At 46.4% G+C, this 15,048-nt stretch carries 13 protein-coding genes and 1 tRNA gene; 6 read left to right on the forward strand and 8 right to left on the reverse strand.

Annotated elements, in window-relative coordinates; all coding sequences use genetic code 11:
- Window positions 1-39 precede the first annotated feature (39 nt).
- The gene (gene polA / locus WH96_RS03825; RefSeq protein WP_047762725.1) at window positions 40-2,820 is read right to left on the reverse strand and encodes a DNA polymerase I; all 2,781 of its coding nucleotides are present in this window, start codon (window positions 2,818-2,820) and stop codon (window positions 40-42) included.
- A 235-nt stretch (window positions 2,821-3,055) separates the two neighbouring features.
- On the opposite strand from polA, the gene WH96_RS03830 reads away from it, so the two are divergent.
- Window positions 3,056-4,378 (forward strand): molybdopterin-dependent oxidoreductase, encoded by a 1,323-nt coding sequence (locus WH96_RS03830; protein WP_047762726.1) that lies wholly within the window; start codon window positions 3,056-3,058, stop codon window positions 4,376-4,378.
- A 99-nt stretch (window positions 4,379-4,477) separates the two neighbouring features.
- The gene (locus WH96_RS03835) at window positions 4,478-4,822 is read left to right on the forward strand and encodes a hypothetical protein (RefSeq protein WP_053005640.1); all 345 of its coding nucleotides are present in this window, start codon (window positions 4,478-4,480) and stop codon (window positions 4,820-4,822) included.
- A 116-nt stretch (window positions 4,823-4,938) separates the two neighbouring features.
- On the opposite strand, the gene WH96_RS03840 is transcribed toward WH96_RS03835, so the two are convergent.
- The 6 genes from WH96_RS03840 to WH96_RS03865 form a co-directional block, all read right to left on the reverse strand.
- Window positions 4,939-5,769, reverse strand: coding sequence for an anti-sigma factor (locus WH96_RS03840; protein WP_047762727.1), 831 nt, complete (start codon window positions 5,767-5,769; stop codon window positions 4,939-4,941).
- A gap of 18 nt (window positions 5,770-5,787) precedes the next feature.
- On the reverse strand, window positions 5,788-6,318 hold the full coding sequence (locus WH96_RS03845; RefSeq protein WP_047762728.1) for an RNA polymerase sigma factor: 531 nt from the start codon (window positions 6,316-6,318) through the stop codon (window positions 5,788-5,790).
- Between the two features lie 106 nt (window positions 6,319-6,424).
- Window positions 6,425-7,333 carry a DUF4344 domain-containing metallopeptidase gene (locus WH96_RS03850; RefSeq protein ID WP_082130308.1) on the reverse strand — a complete coding sequence of 303 codons (909 nt, stop codon included), beginning with the start codon at window positions 7,331-7,333 and terminating at the stop codon, window positions 6,425-6,427.
- Window positions 7,334-7,479: 146 nt separating this feature from the next.
- The gene (locus tag WH96_RS03855; RefSeq protein WP_047762730.1) at window positions 7,480-8,019 is read right to left on the reverse strand and encodes a methylated-DNA--[protein]-cysteine S-methyltransferase; all 540 of its coding nucleotides are present in this window, start codon (window positions 8,017-8,019) and stop codon (window positions 7,480-7,482) included.
- On the reverse strand, window positions 8,019-9,383 hold the full coding sequence (locus WH96_RS03860) for a DNA-3-methyladenine glycosylase 2 family protein (protein WP_047762731.1): 1,365 nt from the start codon (window positions 9,381-9,383) through the stop codon (window positions 8,019-8,021). Before WH96_RS03860 ends, WH96_RS03855 begins: the two co-directional genes overlap by 1 nt.
- 169 nt (window positions 9,384-9,552) lie before the next feature.
- The gene (locus tag WH96_RS03865; protein WP_047762732.1) at window positions 9,553-9,732 is read right to left on the reverse strand and encodes a zinc-finger domain-containing protein; all 180 of its coding nucleotides are present in this window, start codon (window positions 9,730-9,732) and stop codon (window positions 9,553-9,555) included.
- Window positions 9,733-10,125: 393 nt separating this feature from the next.
- Between WH96_RS03865 and WH96_RS03870 the strand changes: the two genes are divergently transcribed.
- Window positions 10,126-11,073, forward strand: coding sequence for an ABC transporter ATP-binding protein (locus WH96_RS03870; RefSeq protein WP_047762861.1), 948 nt, complete (start codon window positions 10,126-10,128; stop codon window positions 11,071-11,073).
- A gap of 200 nt (window positions 11,074-11,273) precedes the next feature.
- Window positions 11,274-12,362, forward strand: a complete 1,089-nt coding sequence (locus WH96_RS03875; protein WP_047762733.1) for an alpha/beta hydrolase — start codon at window positions 11,274-11,276, stop codon at window positions 12,360-12,362.
- A 19-nt stretch (window positions 12,363-12,381) separates the two neighbouring features.
- Here the strand turns inward: WH96_RS03875 and WH96_RS03880 are convergent, their stop codons facing one another.
- The gene (locus WH96_RS03880) at window positions 12,382-12,996 is read right to left on the reverse strand and encodes a septation protein A (protein ID WP_047762862.1); all 615 of its coding nucleotides are present in this window, start codon (window positions 12,994-12,996) and stop codon (window positions 12,382-12,384) included.
- Between the two features lie 422 nt (window positions 12,997-13,418).
- Between WH96_RS03880 and WH96_RS03885 the strand changes: the two genes are divergently transcribed.
- Both WH96_RS03885 and WH96_RS03890 read left to right on the forward strand, forming a co-directional pair.
- A tRNA-Arg gene (locus WH96_RS03885) sits at window positions 13,419-13,495 on the forward strand.
- A gap of 101 nt (window positions 13,496-13,596) precedes the next feature.
- The gene (locus WH96_RS03890) at window positions 13,597-14,583 is read left to right on the forward strand and encodes a tyrosine-type recombinase/integrase (protein ID WP_047762734.1); all 987 of its coding nucleotides are present in this window, start codon (window positions 13,597-13,599) and stop codon (window positions 14,581-14,583) included.
- Window positions 14,584-15,048: the final 465 nt, after the last annotated feature.

Below are 15,048 nucleotides of genomic sequence, written 5' to 3' on the forward strand. Positions count from 1 at the left end.
ATAAAACCCGGTTCTTTCAATATCACTCAGCATTTATTTCTAATGTGCCTCGCCCCAGCTACGTCCAACACCTGCATCTGCGGTAAGAGGTATTGAGAGTTTCAGCACAGGATCACAGGCATTTTCCATAACAGAACGAACAACCTCTGAAGTCGCTTCAACTTCTGCTTCGGGAACTTCAAAGATCAATTCATCGTGCACCTGAAGCAGCATTTTTGCGTTTAAATCAGCATTGCCCAACGCAGCTGGCATTCTGATCATTGCCCGTTTAATAATATCTGCTGCTGTTCCCTGAATTGGTGCATTAATGGCTGCACGTTCACCAAAGTTCTTCCGCATTGGATTTTTCTCATTGATCGACGGCACATGAATATGACGCCCGAAGAGTGTTTTCACAAACCCATGTTTATGGGCAAACTCTTTGGTTTCTTCCATGTAGCGTTTGATCCCCGGAAAACGTCCGAAATAAGCATCGATATAATCTTTGGCATCTTTTCGGGAAATCCCCAAGCTCGCGGCCAAACCAAAGGCCGACTGCCCATAGATAATACCGAAATTAATCGCCTTGGCCTGTCGGCGTATCATCGGATCCATGCCTTCAATTGGCGTATTAAAAACCTGATGTGCCGTAATGGCATGAATATCCTGCCCCTCAATAAAGGCCTGACGTAAAGCGTCTTCTTCAGCGATTTCAGCCACAAGCCGTAACTCTACCTGAGAATAATCCACAGAAAGCAGTTTAAAACCATCTTCAGCAATAAAAGCATCTCTGATCTTTCGACCTTCTTCGGTGCGTACAGGAATGTTCTGCAGATTTGGATCGGATGAAGATAATCGCCCGGTTGATGCCACGGCCTGCGCATAGGAGGTATGGACGCGTCCCGTTTTGCTATTGATTTGATCCTGCAAAGCATCTGTATAGGTACTTTTCAACTTGGCAAGCTGACGCCATTCCAAAACTTTAGTCGGTAAAGTATGACCTTCGGCAGCTAACCCCTCTAGAATGTCTGCCCCGGTACTGTAAGAACCGCTTTTACCTTTTTTACCCCCCGGTAATCCCAGTTTATCAAACAGAATTTCACCCAACTGCTTGGGGGATCCAATGGTAAAGGGCTCACCGGCTATTTCATGAATCTCGGATTGCAATTCGACCAGACGTTGGGCAAAATTGTTAGAAAGGCGATGCAGGAAAGGTCGATCCGCCTTAATCCCGCGCTGTTCCATATCCGACAGCACTTTTACCAAAGGCCGTTCAATCGTCTCATAGACAGTTGTCATCTTTTCAGGAACCAGACGTGGCTTCAAAGCAGCATGAAGACGATAGGTAATCAAGGCATCTTCCGCAGCATAATCCAAGGCTTTATCCAAAGGCACCTTATCAAAGGTAACCTGAGATTTCCCTGTTCCGGCAACTTCCTTGAATTTAATAGTCGTGTGATCCAGGTGAAGCTCAGCCAATTCGTCCATGCCATGACCGTGCATACCACCTTCAAGCACATAAGATAACAGCATCGTGTCATCAACCGGAGAGACAGAGATACCGTTTTGAGCAAAAATCACCATATCATACTTGATATTTTGCCCGATTTTGAGAACCGACGGATCTTCCAGCAACGGCTTCAAAAGTTCTATGGCACGCTCTTTCGGTATTTGCGTCGGGCGATCTGCTGAACCGCCCAACAGATCAAGCCCACCATCACCACTTTCAGAGATCGCAATATGATCGAGCGGAATGTAACAAGCCCTGTTGCCCCCAGTGGACAAACTCACGCCAACAAGATTGGCGCTCATGGCATTCAGTGACGTTGTCTCCGTATCAACGGCAACAGTTCCCTTTAGCTTCGCATCAGAAATCCAGCGCATAAGTGCGACTTCATCCTGCACCAATTCATATTCGGGATCGCCATCTTCAGAAGCAGCTTCGTCAGCCACTTCCATCGGTGCATCCCCAAGTCGCTTTGACATTCTCGCCAAAAGAGATCTGAAAGCATTTACTTCCAAAAAGGGACGAAGAATTTCTGCCTCAGGTTCCCGGGTCGCAAAACCTTCCAACGGAATTTCGACAGGTACATCCTGTTTAAGTGTCACCAGTTGCTTACTGATACGGGCAAGTTCTGCGTTATCCTGAAGCTTTTCACGGCGTTTTGGCTGTTTAATCTCACCTGCACGTTCAAGCAGACTTTCAAGATCCCCATATTCAGTAATAAGTTGGGCAGCGGTTTTGATTCCGATACCCGGCACTCCCGGTACGTTATCAACGGAATCACCTGCCAAGGCCTGTACATCAACAACCTTGTCCGGTTGAACACCGAATTTTTCAAAGACTTCAGCCGGACCAATGGTTTTGTTCTTCATCGGGTCCATCATGGAGATGCCTGGTTCGACCAACTGCATCAAATCCTTGTCTGATGACACGATGGTTACATCAATGCCTTTTTCCTTGGCTTGACGCGCGTAGGTCGCAATCAGATCATCCGCTTCAAAGCCTTTCATTTCCACCTGCGGCAGGTTCAGGGCCTCAGTTGCTTCTCTGATAAGGGCAAATTGAGGGATCAGATCTTCAGGTGCATCCGGTCTATGGGATTTATAATCTTCATAGATATCCATCCGGAAACTTTCGCGTCCGGCGTCAAAGATAACCGCAATACCATCAGCTTCCATATCGTCGCGCAGTTTGAGCAACATATTGGTAAATCCGAAAACAGCATTAACGGGTGTTCCGTCAGGCCGTGTCATCGGGGGAATGCCAAAGAAAGCCCGGAAAATATATCCGGAACCATCGACGAGGTAGAGGTGCTTGAAAGGTACGTTATCAGTCATGCTGCACAGAATGCCCAAGAGGCACTGTTAAGTCGAGCAGGAATGATAGAAATATGCCCTGAAATCATAAAAATTTAATTTCTTGAAAATCCAGCATAAAATACAAAAAAGACTTACCCGACGAAATCAGTCAATTTTTTTCATTCCAAATGGAATAAAACCAAAGTCCGAGACGTTATTCCAACAGTTACAAAGAGAATAAAAATAAATAATTCACTACGTACACGGGGAATACATGACTGAAAAACCATCAAAAAAACCTACTAAAAACTCTGGAATTCCAAAGCTTTTTGACCTCTACTCATCCGATCCAGCTGCCGCTGATTACAAAATTTTCGGGCGTGTTCCCGATCAAAATCGCCGTGGCTTTCTAAAAGGTGCGGGTCTTGCCACAATGGGGGCAATGCTTGGAGCTTCAATTCCCTTTAGCAAAAACATGCCATCCGGCTTAATCCCGGTTGCCCTTGCTGAAACAAATGGTGTCATCGAAGGGAAAGACGGATTAACGCTCCTCAATGATCGCCCTCTCAATGCAGAAACACCGCCACACCTTCTTGATGATGCTATAACACCAGTAAATCATCACTTCATTCGCAATAACGGCATTCCACCAGAAGAAATGGATCCAGAGACCTGGACCCTGACCATTGACGGCCTCGTCGATAAACCTATGACGCTCTCAATTGCTGATCTAAAAAGTAAATTTGAAGTTGTCACCAAAGCACTCGTCATCGAGTGTGGCGGAAATGGACGCGCCTATTTTAATCCACCTGCAAAAGGTAACCAATGGACCCTTGGTGCAGTTGCCTGTTCTCAATGGACAGGTGTGCGTTTGAAGGATGTTCTGGAAGCCGCTGGTGTTCAAAGCAGTGTGGTTTATACCGCACATGAAGGTGCAGACGCCCACCTTTCAGGGGATCCGGAAAAGCTGCCTATTTCTCGTGGTGTTCCCATAGCTAAAGCAATGGATCCGAATATTCTGATTGCTTTTGAACAGAATGGCGAACCAATTCATCCCATGAACGGTGCACCTTTGCGTCTTGTTGTTCCGGGCTGGCCCGGATCCTGTTCACAGAAATGGCTAACGCGCATCTGGCTACGGGATCAGGTTCACGATGGTCCTAAAATGACAGGCAAAGCCTACCGCGTTCCTAATCATCCGGTTTCCCCAGGTGAAAAAGTCGATAAAAAAGACTTTGAAATTATCGAACGTATGCCAGTTAAATCCCTTATTACCTTCCCGCAATCCGGTTTGGAAACCGCAGATAAGAACATTACCGTTCGCGGACACGCATGGTCCGGGGATCGAGATATCAGTTCGTTGAAAGTTTCTGTTGATTTCGGGGCAACTTGGCTGGATGCCAAACTGAACACAGCGGCAAATACAGGCGCTTGGCAAAATTGGTCTGCTGAGATCGCCTTACCAGAAAAGGGCTATTACGAAATTTGGGCCAAAGCCACAGATTCTGAAGGCGAAAGCCAACCCCATGCGATTGACTGGAACCCCAAAGGCTATCTGAACAATACCATGCACCGCATCGCTGTTCGGGTTTCTTAAACTCTTCCAGTTCTTTTTGTTTGTACCTTGGCGGTCATTTTCACCGCCAAGGTGGTTCGTGCTATGGTCATGAACACTCTATGTATGGATAATTACACGATGACAAAAACATCACTGCGTCGCGGTGCTGCAACAGCTTTCCTATTGGTTTCCGCTTTTTTTGCCCTTAGTGCTCCGAGTCTCGGGCAAGATACCGACGAAGACGAGTTTGAAGGACTTGTCGCAGGCCCAGGACAGGAAGAGGTTTTGATTTACTGTTCCGCCTGCCACTCAACAAAAATTGTCCAACAACAAGGGTTGTCTCGGGATGAGTGGGCGGAAACACTGGAATGGATGGTCGAAGATCAGGGCATGAGCGAGATTGACGAACCTGATTTAACTTTAATTCTCGATTATCTCGCCAAGAACTATAACGTCGATCGTCCAAATTTCCCGACAAACTAAGTTGGAAAACCATATTTGTTTCAGGGAATATGCTCAATACAAAGCCGGGCAAATATTTGTCCGGCTTCATCTTTGTTATATTGTTTGATTAGGCTGCTTGCGAAGTCTCAAACAACCTACGCACAAGGTGTCGACTGCGCGTAGACCTGCTGCATTGCGTACTGCACTTCATCATTAGAAGAAGGAAGGTTTCTTTCCCCTTCAAGCTTCAGATAAGTCGCAATAGAATCAAACCGCTTTTGTTCCATACCTGTTGCCAGCAAAGCAAAACGAAAACGCTCCCCATTCCAGAAATCGGATACTAGATTTTTTGCCCCGACACGATCAGAAAACCCTTCCTCGATCTCACTGTTATGAAGCTTTTGACCATTCTGAAGGGGCGTTGCCAACAAAGAAACCCGACATCCCCGTAAGCCCCGATAATGCATAACAATTGCGTCATCACGATCAAAAGTGCTGATAGACAAATCCACAAGATAAAGCTTGCTGCCTGTAAGGTCCGGCGCTTGTATCGTGCCCGATACTGCAGCCGCGATCAGAGGCTTGTATTCAAGCTCCGATACAACAAAACTTTGGCCGGACAGATCTTCATGACGGTCCAGCGCCCAATAGTCAAAATCGGGAGAAGAAAAATACCCCAAAGGAAATAGCATCACAAACAAGACAATAACCGCAGCAAGAGCAGATACCCCGCCCGCGATCTGTTTGTACCCAGTCGTTTTTCTTTCCTCTGTGGCAGATGTCTGTTCGTCAGAACTGATCAAAGCACTCCCCGCCAGGGCGTTCTTTAAAAGCTTAAGTCGTGCAATTTCAGACGCAATATCCAGATCTTTTTTGGCACAGCTTTCTACCCATGCCTCTTGGGACGGAGATAATTCACCATCGAGAAAAGCATTTAGTATTTCCCAATTCGGCTTTTCACCGATGGGGCCATCCTTAGAGGACATAATTAACAGTACTCACAATTAACGGTATTCATATGGGAACTTAACAATCTTTTCTTCCGCCTCATCTTCCAGCCTTTGCAACAACGCTTGCCGTGCACGACTAATCCTGCTCATAACCGTGCCCGGAGAAATGTCCAATAGCTCGGCCACTTCTTTGTAACGTAATCCCAAAATATCCACCAAGGCCAAAACCTCTCTATGATCCGCGGAGAGTTCTTCATAAGCCTTTCTGATTGATAAAGTATCTTCAGGATCAAGGGATTGGTCGTTGATCTCACTTACCCAACGTTTCTCCTGTGCAAAATATTCCCTACGCACCGTCTTTTTTCTTTGTTCATCAAAGAAGTGGTTGCGAAGAACACGGAACAGCCAGGGCCGTAATTCGTCTGCTGATTTTAATCGTGATCCAGATTCTAACGCCCGCGCGATTGCTTCCTGCACCAGATCTTCAGCTTGATCCCGATCGCCACAAAGGGCGATGGCATAGGCTTTCAAATCCGGAACCAGTTTTTCTATGCGTCGACGACTGCCGAAAAATGACCGTAACAAAGGCTTCCCTGACCAAAACCATCTTGAGACAAGATCAAAATCATTCTCTCTGATGCGTATTATTTAGAAGAAAAGATACTATAATAATCAGGTTAGGTCCAAAGCCTTATCCGTTCTCTTCCGCAAGGCGATCATAGATATGGCTGTATTCTGCAATCTGTTCATCACAAAGGATAATTTCAAAGCTTTCCGGGTCCCAAAAAGCATTGGCTTCGCCACAGGACATCAATCGCAGGGTAATTTTACGCGGCAGATAAAAGTTTCCCTCAACATAGCTTTCAAACTCATCAAGAATACCATGTACATGCAACCACTCACGATAGCCCTTGTAGCGCGGGTCCGGTTTATCTTCGGCAATTACAATCCTGTCTGTACGGATGCGATCTCCAAGCCAGTGTGATGCCAACATGTCATACCACTCATCGGTTTTGTCTTCGTACTCGCCAACACATTCCGACGTAACTAAATCAGCAACATCAAAGTCCGCAGGCAAATCCACATAGACATCAGGATCTGATCCGTAAACCATACACAGGTGTTGCAAAAACCGCTCTGAATCCAGTGAATGCTCACGACCTTCACTGCTGGCGTCAAAGCTTTCATCCTCACTCATGACCAACCAATAGAGAGCCGTTGAAAAAAGATAGTTATCGAGCTGAATTTCCCGCTCTTCTCTCAGATTACCTTCGTTAAGTTCTTCGGTCAGGGCGATGATAGAGAAGTGATCAACGGCATCTTCTTCATTTTCAGTCAGTCGAAGATTGTACATAGACACAAAGGCGTGCCCTGCTTCGTGATAGAGTGTCAGCAGAATATTTCCTGCGATAAACTCCTGCGCGGACAGTTCTTCTTCATCCTGTGCATGTAGCTGTGTTGATAACAAGGTGCTACAGCCAATGATACCAAGCGCAACAGTTCCAAGAACGCAACTCTTGGACACAGAAATTTTCAAACCATGAACTGTTCTATAAACATGCTTGGCTAAAGTTTCCAAACGCCACCACATAAGCTTCATCTCTTGCGAAACCTCATCAATAATCTTGCGTGCAAAAGTATAAGCCTACTTTCAAAAAACGAAAAAGGGCGAAATTGGGCTTCAGCATAACTTTTAAGGTATGAAGATTGCCTTAGTATCTGTCTAAGTGAATATGTTAATGAGGATTATGGTTTATTTAAAAACCGGGTCTTATCCTGACGGGTATGGATCACATCTCCAAGATCGAGTTGCTCGTTTTTCCTGAGAAAATTCAACTGAATACCTTCATGTTCCAATAACCACTGCTTTCTGGCCACACCACCTGCATAGCCCGTAAGCGTTCCATTGCTGCCAACAACCCTGTGACAAGGAAGAATGAGACTAATTGGGTTACGGCCATTTGCACCACCCACAGCGCGTACTCCCTTCGGATTGTTCAGCTTCTCAGCAATATCCATATAAGAAAGTGTTTCCCCAAAGGAAATCTTGGCCAAAATAGCCCAAACTGATTTTTGAAAATCAGTTCCCTGAGGATCAAGCGGCAAATCAAATTCTTTTCTCGAACCGTCAAAATACTCTTTAAGCTGCTGTTTGCAGCGATTTGTGATAGAGTTCGGCTCGACAGCTGTTCGTTCGGAACCGCAAAAAATAATGTGTCGAACACCTTTTTCTGACGCTTTGATTTCCACCATGCCAAGGGGTGTTTCGATATAGTCAGTATACATTATAACTGGTTCCATAACTGTAAGGTTAGATAGCTTCGCCAAGGGGCCGCCATGTCAGAATTGATCGCTGTGGTATATTTTTGCAGCGCGTTTTTCACACCGAGATCACTATCAAGATAAACATCTGGGTCACTTTGCCCTCTCATCTGGACATAGCCAATTGTCCACGGTCCAATTCCTTGCAACTTATGCCAAGTGGACAGATCATCCGGGGTATTATGATCAAGATAGTGGTGTGCCAGGTTTCGTAACGTTTGCTTCCGTGACATTGGAATTTTCAGAAAATCAAAGTCACTTTCGGCCAATCGCTCGGGCGTTGGGAAAATCTTGTTATCACCCATGGAACTCCCCAACGCCTCTACGAGAATTTTGACCAGTTCATGAGCAGCCACAACCGAAATTTGCTGCCCCAGAATGGCACGGACACCCGCCTCAAAAGAAGACCATATGCCCGGTAATCGCAGTCCGGATTTAAGCGGGAACAACGGACAAATACAGCCCTCAATATCTGATTCTATGGCTTGAATATCCACATTCATATCCAACACCCTGCGGATGTTGGCGACCACTGCTTTCAGATGAGAAAGATCATCCAGAGCAATCGTAACGATAAAGCGGTTTTTTGCTGAATCATGACGTGCGGTAAAATGACCTTGAGAACCAAGCCAGTTAAAGGTCCGCCCATAACTGGTTTCATCGCACCATTCCAGCTTACCTATAGCTCTCTTTGCTAAAAACCTCTGCATGGATTTCCAATCGTAGGGAGGACGATAGTAGAGATTTAGCTGCAGGATATTTGAAGTTGATTGCCCTTTCTTCCGCACCTGTGAAGGCGTCAATTTGAGATGTGTTTTAAAACAATCGTTAAAGCGTCTCAGGCTCTTAAAACCACTCGCAAACGCTACCTGAATAATTGGCAAATTCGTCTGATGTAATAACTGCTTCGCAAACAGACACTGCTGATAAAGCGCATAAGTCTTCGGGGAAATACCAAGATTTTTATCAAAGAGACGCCTCAAATACCGGTCTGTAATCCCTAATCGATCAGCAAGTTGTTCAAGAGATCCATCCTGCAAAGCGCCTTCGTCAATCAACCTGATTGCACGGTCCAATGTCGCATTGGTTCCTTTCCACGCTGGTGAACCCGGTGCGCTGTCAGGGCGACATCTCAAACAAGGCCGATAGCCAGCATTCGCCGCCTCTATCGCAGAAGGGAAATATAAGACGTTCTTTTCTTTCGGCGGATAGACCGGACAGATCGTACGGCAATAAATCCCTGTGGTTTTGACCGCTGTAAAAAATTTACCATCGAACCGAGGGTCTCTGGATAATCGGGCTTTTTGGCAAACTTTTGAATCAAGCATCGGACTCTCTAACGGGCTAAATAGATACATACATCATATTAAATCCCGACCCGGACAATTCTGGCTAAAAACGGAACTGAACGCAAAAAAAAGTCAACCCGACTCACAAAAAACAAAAAGCCCCACACCTAGAGTATGGAGCTTTTGAACATATCTTGAACCGAAGGGCTTAGTGACCGATTCCACCGCCAGCACCTTCTTTAAGGGTAAAATGCTTACTGCAATAGGGGCAGGTAATCTCATTCTTCCCGTTCATGTTGAGATAAACGAGCGGATGTCCCTCGGGACCACTGCCGCCATCACAGGCAACAACGTTGGTTTCAACCTCTTGCGTTTCAGTAACGGCCATAATTCTTTCCTGACTTCACCCCTTGTTTTTCGAACTGAACAGCAAGTCTTCCTTGCGATTTTCAGCCCACTTTTCCATGGGGGACTTTATTATTGAGACAATAGTCACTATGTAATGATGCTGAAATTCTTTTACCGTCCAGACAGGAAAGTTTCCAGCCTCTTTTTCCAACGGCTTCCTTTTCCCCGCCGGACAACAGTTTAAACCATTCTAGACCTTTTTGGGTAAACAGCCTTTTAAGACGGACAGATAGTACATATTATGCCTGACGATCACAGTTACGCCCAAACAAGCAATCCCTCCCCACAAAACAGCTTGGGACAAAACACTTCGGAGCAGTCTGAATTTCCAGACTCTGCACATAAGGACACAACAGATAAGGATCCATCTGGCATGCCCACTTACGCCGTCGAACTCGAAGGTCTGACCAAGGTTTATCAAGCCGCCGGAAACGCCGAAGAAAAACGCGCCCTGAGTTCTGTTGATCTCAAAATCCCGCGCGGTAGTATCTTTGGCCTTTTGGGACCAAACGGTGCCGGGAAATCAACACTGATCAACATACTTGCTGGTCTGGTCAATAAAACCAGCGGCTCTGCCACGATCTGGGGTCATGACATTGTGGACGAAATGCGTCCCGCGCGCATGTCAATTGGTGTGGTGCCACAGGAACTGAACTTTGATCCTTTCTTCACACCTCTGGAACTACTCGAACTTCAAGCGGGCCTTTATGGCGTTCCCAAAAGCGAGCGCCGCAGTGAAGAAATTCTGGATGTTATGGGCCTCACCGACAAGGCAAAAACCTATACCCGTAGCCTATCCGGCGGTATGAAACGTCGTTTGATGGTTGGTAAGGCCATGGTGCACAGCCCACCGGTACTTGTTCTTGATGAGCCAACCGCAGGTGTGGACATCGAGCTCCGCCAACAGCTCTGGGCCTATGTGCGCGAGTTGAACAAACGTGGCACCACCATTCTGCTGACCACGCACTATCTGGAAGAAGCAGAAGAATTGTGTGATGAAATAGCCATCATCAATCACGGACAGGTCATTGCCTGTGACACCACCCAAGCCCTGCTTGCACGTATCGAAAGCAAAACGCTGACCCTTACCCTCGGCGAAGATCTTGATAGCCTGCCCGGCAGCTTTACGGCTTTCCACGTTGAACAAAAATCAGCCCGAGAGCTAACCTTTACCTACAAGTCAGATGACGGCCAGCTCGCAGAGATCCTCAAAGCAACGCATAACGCCGGTCTTTCCATTCTGGATCTGACAACGGATCAGGGCGATCTGGAAGATATCTTCCTGCAACTGACCCGCGGGGCGCATAACGCAGCGGCATAGAATATGACCGTATAAGAACATAATTCAGGGGGAAGGTTATCTTCCCCCTGTACCCCCAATTTATCTTTTACCAGTTCATTCCTTTTAAATATCGAAACTGATTTCTTGCCATAAACTACGAGGAATCAGATACTTCATTCAGGCGCCCAGTCTCATATCTAAGTCAGACTGCCAGACGAAGAATAGCTTGAAGGTTAGGAATGTTTAGTACGGGTAAAGTTCTAGATAACAGGTTATGGCACTCCCTTTTTTTGTGCCTAATACTGATAACGTCACTTGCCGCCTGTACGCCGCGCCTTGGTCCCGTCGGTGAACTTACACAGGCCGCAGAGCTCACCGATGATTACCTGGTTACAGACGATGGTCTGCAGCTTCCTCTACGAAGCTGGCTACCCGAAGAGAAACCCTCCGTTATCATTCTCGGTCTTCATGGCTTCAATGACTATTCCAATGCCTTTGATGGTCCCGGAACCTTTTGGAAAGACGCCGGGATTGCCACCTATGCCTATGATCAACGTGGGTTTGGTGCAGCCCCTCATCCCGGCTTGTGGGGTGGACATAAACGTATGACCTCAGATCTGCGCACGGCCGCTAAACTTTTGCGTCAGCGACATCCCGATACACCGCTTTATGTGCTTGGTATCAGCATGGGTGGCGCAGTAGCCATGGCTGCTTTGGAAGAACAAAACGCGTCAGAGCAAAGCGATTCAGCTCCTCACAAGATTACCACGTTAGATATTGATGGCGTTATTCTCTCCGCGCCGGCTGTATGGGCCAGAAAAACCATGCCGTGGTACCAACGCGCATCGTTGTGGCTGGTTGCCCATACCACCCCATGGGCAAGCTTTACCGGCAGCGGGCTGAAGATACAGGCCTCGGACAATATTCCCATGTTGATTGGCCTTGGCAAAGATCCCCTTGTGATCAAAAGCACCCGGATTGATAGCGTCTATGGCCTGACTGATTTAATGGATGCCGCCTATGGGTCGCCCGACAGTCTGACCCTGCCCGCACTATTGCTCTATGGCGAAAAGGACGAAGTTGTGCCCTGGCACCCGACGCGCGATGTCTGGAAGCGATTGCCCAACGGCATTTCCGGCCCGCAAAAGGCCGCGCTCTACCCGGAAGGGTGGCACATGCTGTTACGGGATTTACAAGCCGAAACAGTCCTTACCGACATTGCAAACTGGGTGAAAGACCCGGCAACGCCTTTGCCGTCGAGCGCCGACCTTAACGCCCAGAAAAAACTGGATCAGGAAGATCTGAAACAAAACGCAAAAAGAGATTGAGCTATAAATAAAGAGGGGGCTATGCCTCGTCTTCTTCAGGTAGATGATATCTGCGGATCACAGGATACTGGCTAAAGATAAAGAGCACCATCAAACCCATTGACCCAAGAACTTTGAAGTTCACCCAGAAATCATTAGACTGTGTGCGCCAGACAATCTCGTTCAACACCGCCATACCAAGAAAGTAAAAACCGAAACGGATGGTTAGAATGCGCCAGCCTTCATCGGTCATGTTCCATGCTTTTTGCATCAAAGGCTTGATCAATGGACGTTTGAAAATAAACAGGCCACCGAAAAGAACCAACGCAAAGATGGTCTGGATAATCGTTGGCTTCATTTTGATAAAAGTTTCATCGTTCAGATAGACCGTCAAACCACCAAAAATCATCACCACAACAGCGGTAATCAGGGGAACCTTTGGAATCTTGCCATCATAATAGAGTGAAAAGGCAATCCCGATCACGGTGGTGATCATCAGGCCCACAGTCGCGGCAATCAACTGTGTTGTATTCTGGAGAAGCTCATGCGGGAAGGCGGCGACAATACGATCAAAACCATAATAGATCCCCATAAAGATCAGAATTGGACCATATTCAATTGCAGGTCCCATCCAATTCGGTTTTTGACGCGCCATTCCTAACTCCCTTTTTGTTCTGATCAAACGCAATCTCAGCGGTATCAGAACATCAAACCAGCGATAAATGCCTTCAATCAGAAGAAAGCATCTTACCACATCCAAAAAATCTGTTGCCCAACAAGCCACAAAGGACAGGTAGAACACAAGAAAAAAGCACTAACGCAGCGCGTTCAACTTATTATCAAAGCAATATAGGAAAGGTATCGGAAATTCCAAGGCCTCTTTAGAGACGTCAACATCTTGGTTTTCACCGCGAGACAGATGGGCTTACCAAGTAAAGCATAACCAATGTCGAAGCTCTTTAAGATAATTTTACCAACTCAATAACTTTATGACCCACAACAAAGGAAACAGCCATTTTGCCCCTTTACCTCGTCCATAGCTTGCAGTAATGTCCGCCCTATTGGCCCTATGCTTAAGCACCCGTAGCTCAGCTGGATAGAGTGTCGCCCTCCGAAGGCGAAGGTCACAGGTTCGAATCCTGTCGGGTGCGCCAATAAAATCAATTACTTAGCATTTTCAAGAATCTCTTTTTTGCCTTTTTGGGACAATTTTGGGACACTGACTTCTAAAGTCTTTTCTTTTAGGAGCAGGAAAGTGGCGACTATTTCCAAACGCGGGGCATATCAATGGCAGGCCAAGATTCGCAAACAAGGTTACCCTGTACAGAGTAAAACTTTTGATTCTAAACGTGAGGCAGAAGCATGGGCGTCTGTTATTGAATCTGAAATGACGCGCTCTGTCTTCATTGATCGATCCTTGAGTGAACGAGAAACTCTGGAAGATGTCATCGATCGCTACATTAAGGATATTGCCCCCAAGCATAAGGGTGGCAGAGCAGAAATAGCGCGTCTCAAAAAATTCTTACACGGTGAACAAGATCTAACTTGTCGTATCATGGCAACGCTAACCATTGAAGACTTTGAAAGCTATCGTGATAAACGCCTAAACGAAAACAAAGCACCAGGCACAGTAAAAAGAGAACTTGGCCTCCTTCACAGCGTTATAGAATCATCTCTACGAAGGCTCGGCCTATTGGAAAATCCGGTTACGAAAGTGAAGCGTCCTACAGTGAATGATAACCGTATCATGCGTTTCTACGGAGATGATGAAGCAAGATTAATGACCGCTCTTGATTCTTGCCGAAACCCTTGGATTAAACCTGCAGTCACTCTAGCCCTAGAAACAGCAATGAGGCGAAGCGAATTACTTAATTTGCAATGGCAACACATTGACCTGGAAACCCGAGTAGCACATCTCCCCGATACAAAAAACGGACACTCAAGAGATGTTCCTTTGTCCTCTATCGCAATACAAACTCTAAAAAACTTACCACAACAAGAAAGTGGACAAGTTCTGCGAACAACCGCCGAAGGAATAAAAAATGCCTTTGAGAGAGCACGTAAACGCGCTGACCTAGAACACTTTAATTTTCACGACCTCAGACACGAAGCCATTTCAAGACTATTTGAAGCAAATTGGAACGTCATGGAAGTAGCCGCAGTTTCTGGCCATAAAGACCCTCAGAGCCTTAAACGATATACAAATTTAAAGGCAGCTGATCTAGCAAAAAAGATGGGATAACTTCTCAGCTCAAGAGCCAGACGAACAAGCAGTATGAACTAAACCACTACCGACTAAAGTCGGTAGGTTTCTCATAGGACCGACTAAAAGTCGGCTATGTGAATAACGAGCGTGCTTTGCACGCACCTTCAATTAGTTTTACCGCATGAATGCGGTGGTTTTAACCGATTATGGGACAATAAATACGACAGCTGTCACTCCCTAGTTGACAGATTGGTAATTATTTCTAGTGTTTCTATTCTTGTTGCCGAGTTCTCGGTTTCTGAAAAACGTCGTTTTTTAGTTCTTGGTTTTTGAAAGTTTTCAGGTTCGATCTGGGGGGATCATCATAGATGTTGTTGCTATCGCGTTTACGTGCGGCTGGGCCACGTCTGACGAAGTTAAGTCTGACGGGAATATGCTTGGCAGGAAGTCTCTGTGCCTCTTTTGTTGGTGGCGCTTATGCCCAGACGAGTAGTACAACAA

Source organism: Kiloniella spongiae, from assembly GCF_001026905.1.
Classification (GTDB): domain Bacteria; phylum Pseudomonadota; class Alphaproteobacteria; order Kiloniellales; family Kiloniellaceae; genus Kiloniella; species Kiloniella spongiae.

Coding starts and splice junctions, on each gene's coding strand:
- WH96_RS03855 (WP_047762730.1), bottom strand. CDS start 8,019: ATGTATACTGACTATATCGAAACACCCCTTGGCATGGTGGAAATCAAA.
- WH96_RS03850 (WP_082130308.1), bottom strand. CDS start 7,333: ATGAAGCTTATGTGGTGGCGTTTGGAAACTTTAGCCAAGCATGTTTAT.
- polA (WP_047762725.1), bottom strand. CDS start 2,820: ATGACTGATAACGTACCTTTCAAGCACCTCTACCTCGTCGATGGTTCC.
- WH96_RS03830 (WP_047762726.1), top strand. CDS start 3,056: ATGACTGAAAAACCATCAAAAAAACCTACTAAAAACTCTGGAATTCCA.
- WH96_RS03870 (WP_047762861.1), top strand. CDS start 10,126: ATGCCCACTTACGCCGTCGAACTCGAAGGTCTGACCAAGGTTTATCAA.
- WH96_RS03860 (WP_047762731.1), bottom strand. CDS start 9,383: ATGCTTGATTCAAAAGTTTGCCAAAAAGCCCGATTATCCAGAGACCCT.
- WH96_RS03875 (WP_047762733.1), top strand. CDS start 11,274: ATGTTTAGTACGGGTAAAGTTCTAGATAACAGGTTATGGCACTCCCTT.
- WH96_RS03865 (WP_047762732.1), bottom strand. CDS start 9,732: ATGGCCGTTACTGAAACGCAAGAGGTTGAAACCAACGTTGTTGCCTGT.
- WH96_RS03840 (WP_047762727.1), bottom strand. CDS start 5,769: ATGTCCTCTAAGGATGGCCCCATCGGTGAAAAGCCGAATTGGGAAATA.
- WH96_RS03880 (WP_047762862.1), bottom strand. CDS start 12,996: ATGGCGCGTCAAAAACCGAATTGGATGGGACCTGCAATTGAATATGGT.
- WH96_RS03835 (WP_053005640.1), top strand. CDS start 4,478: ATGACAAAAACATCACTGCGTCGCGGTGCTGCAACAGCTTTCCTATTG.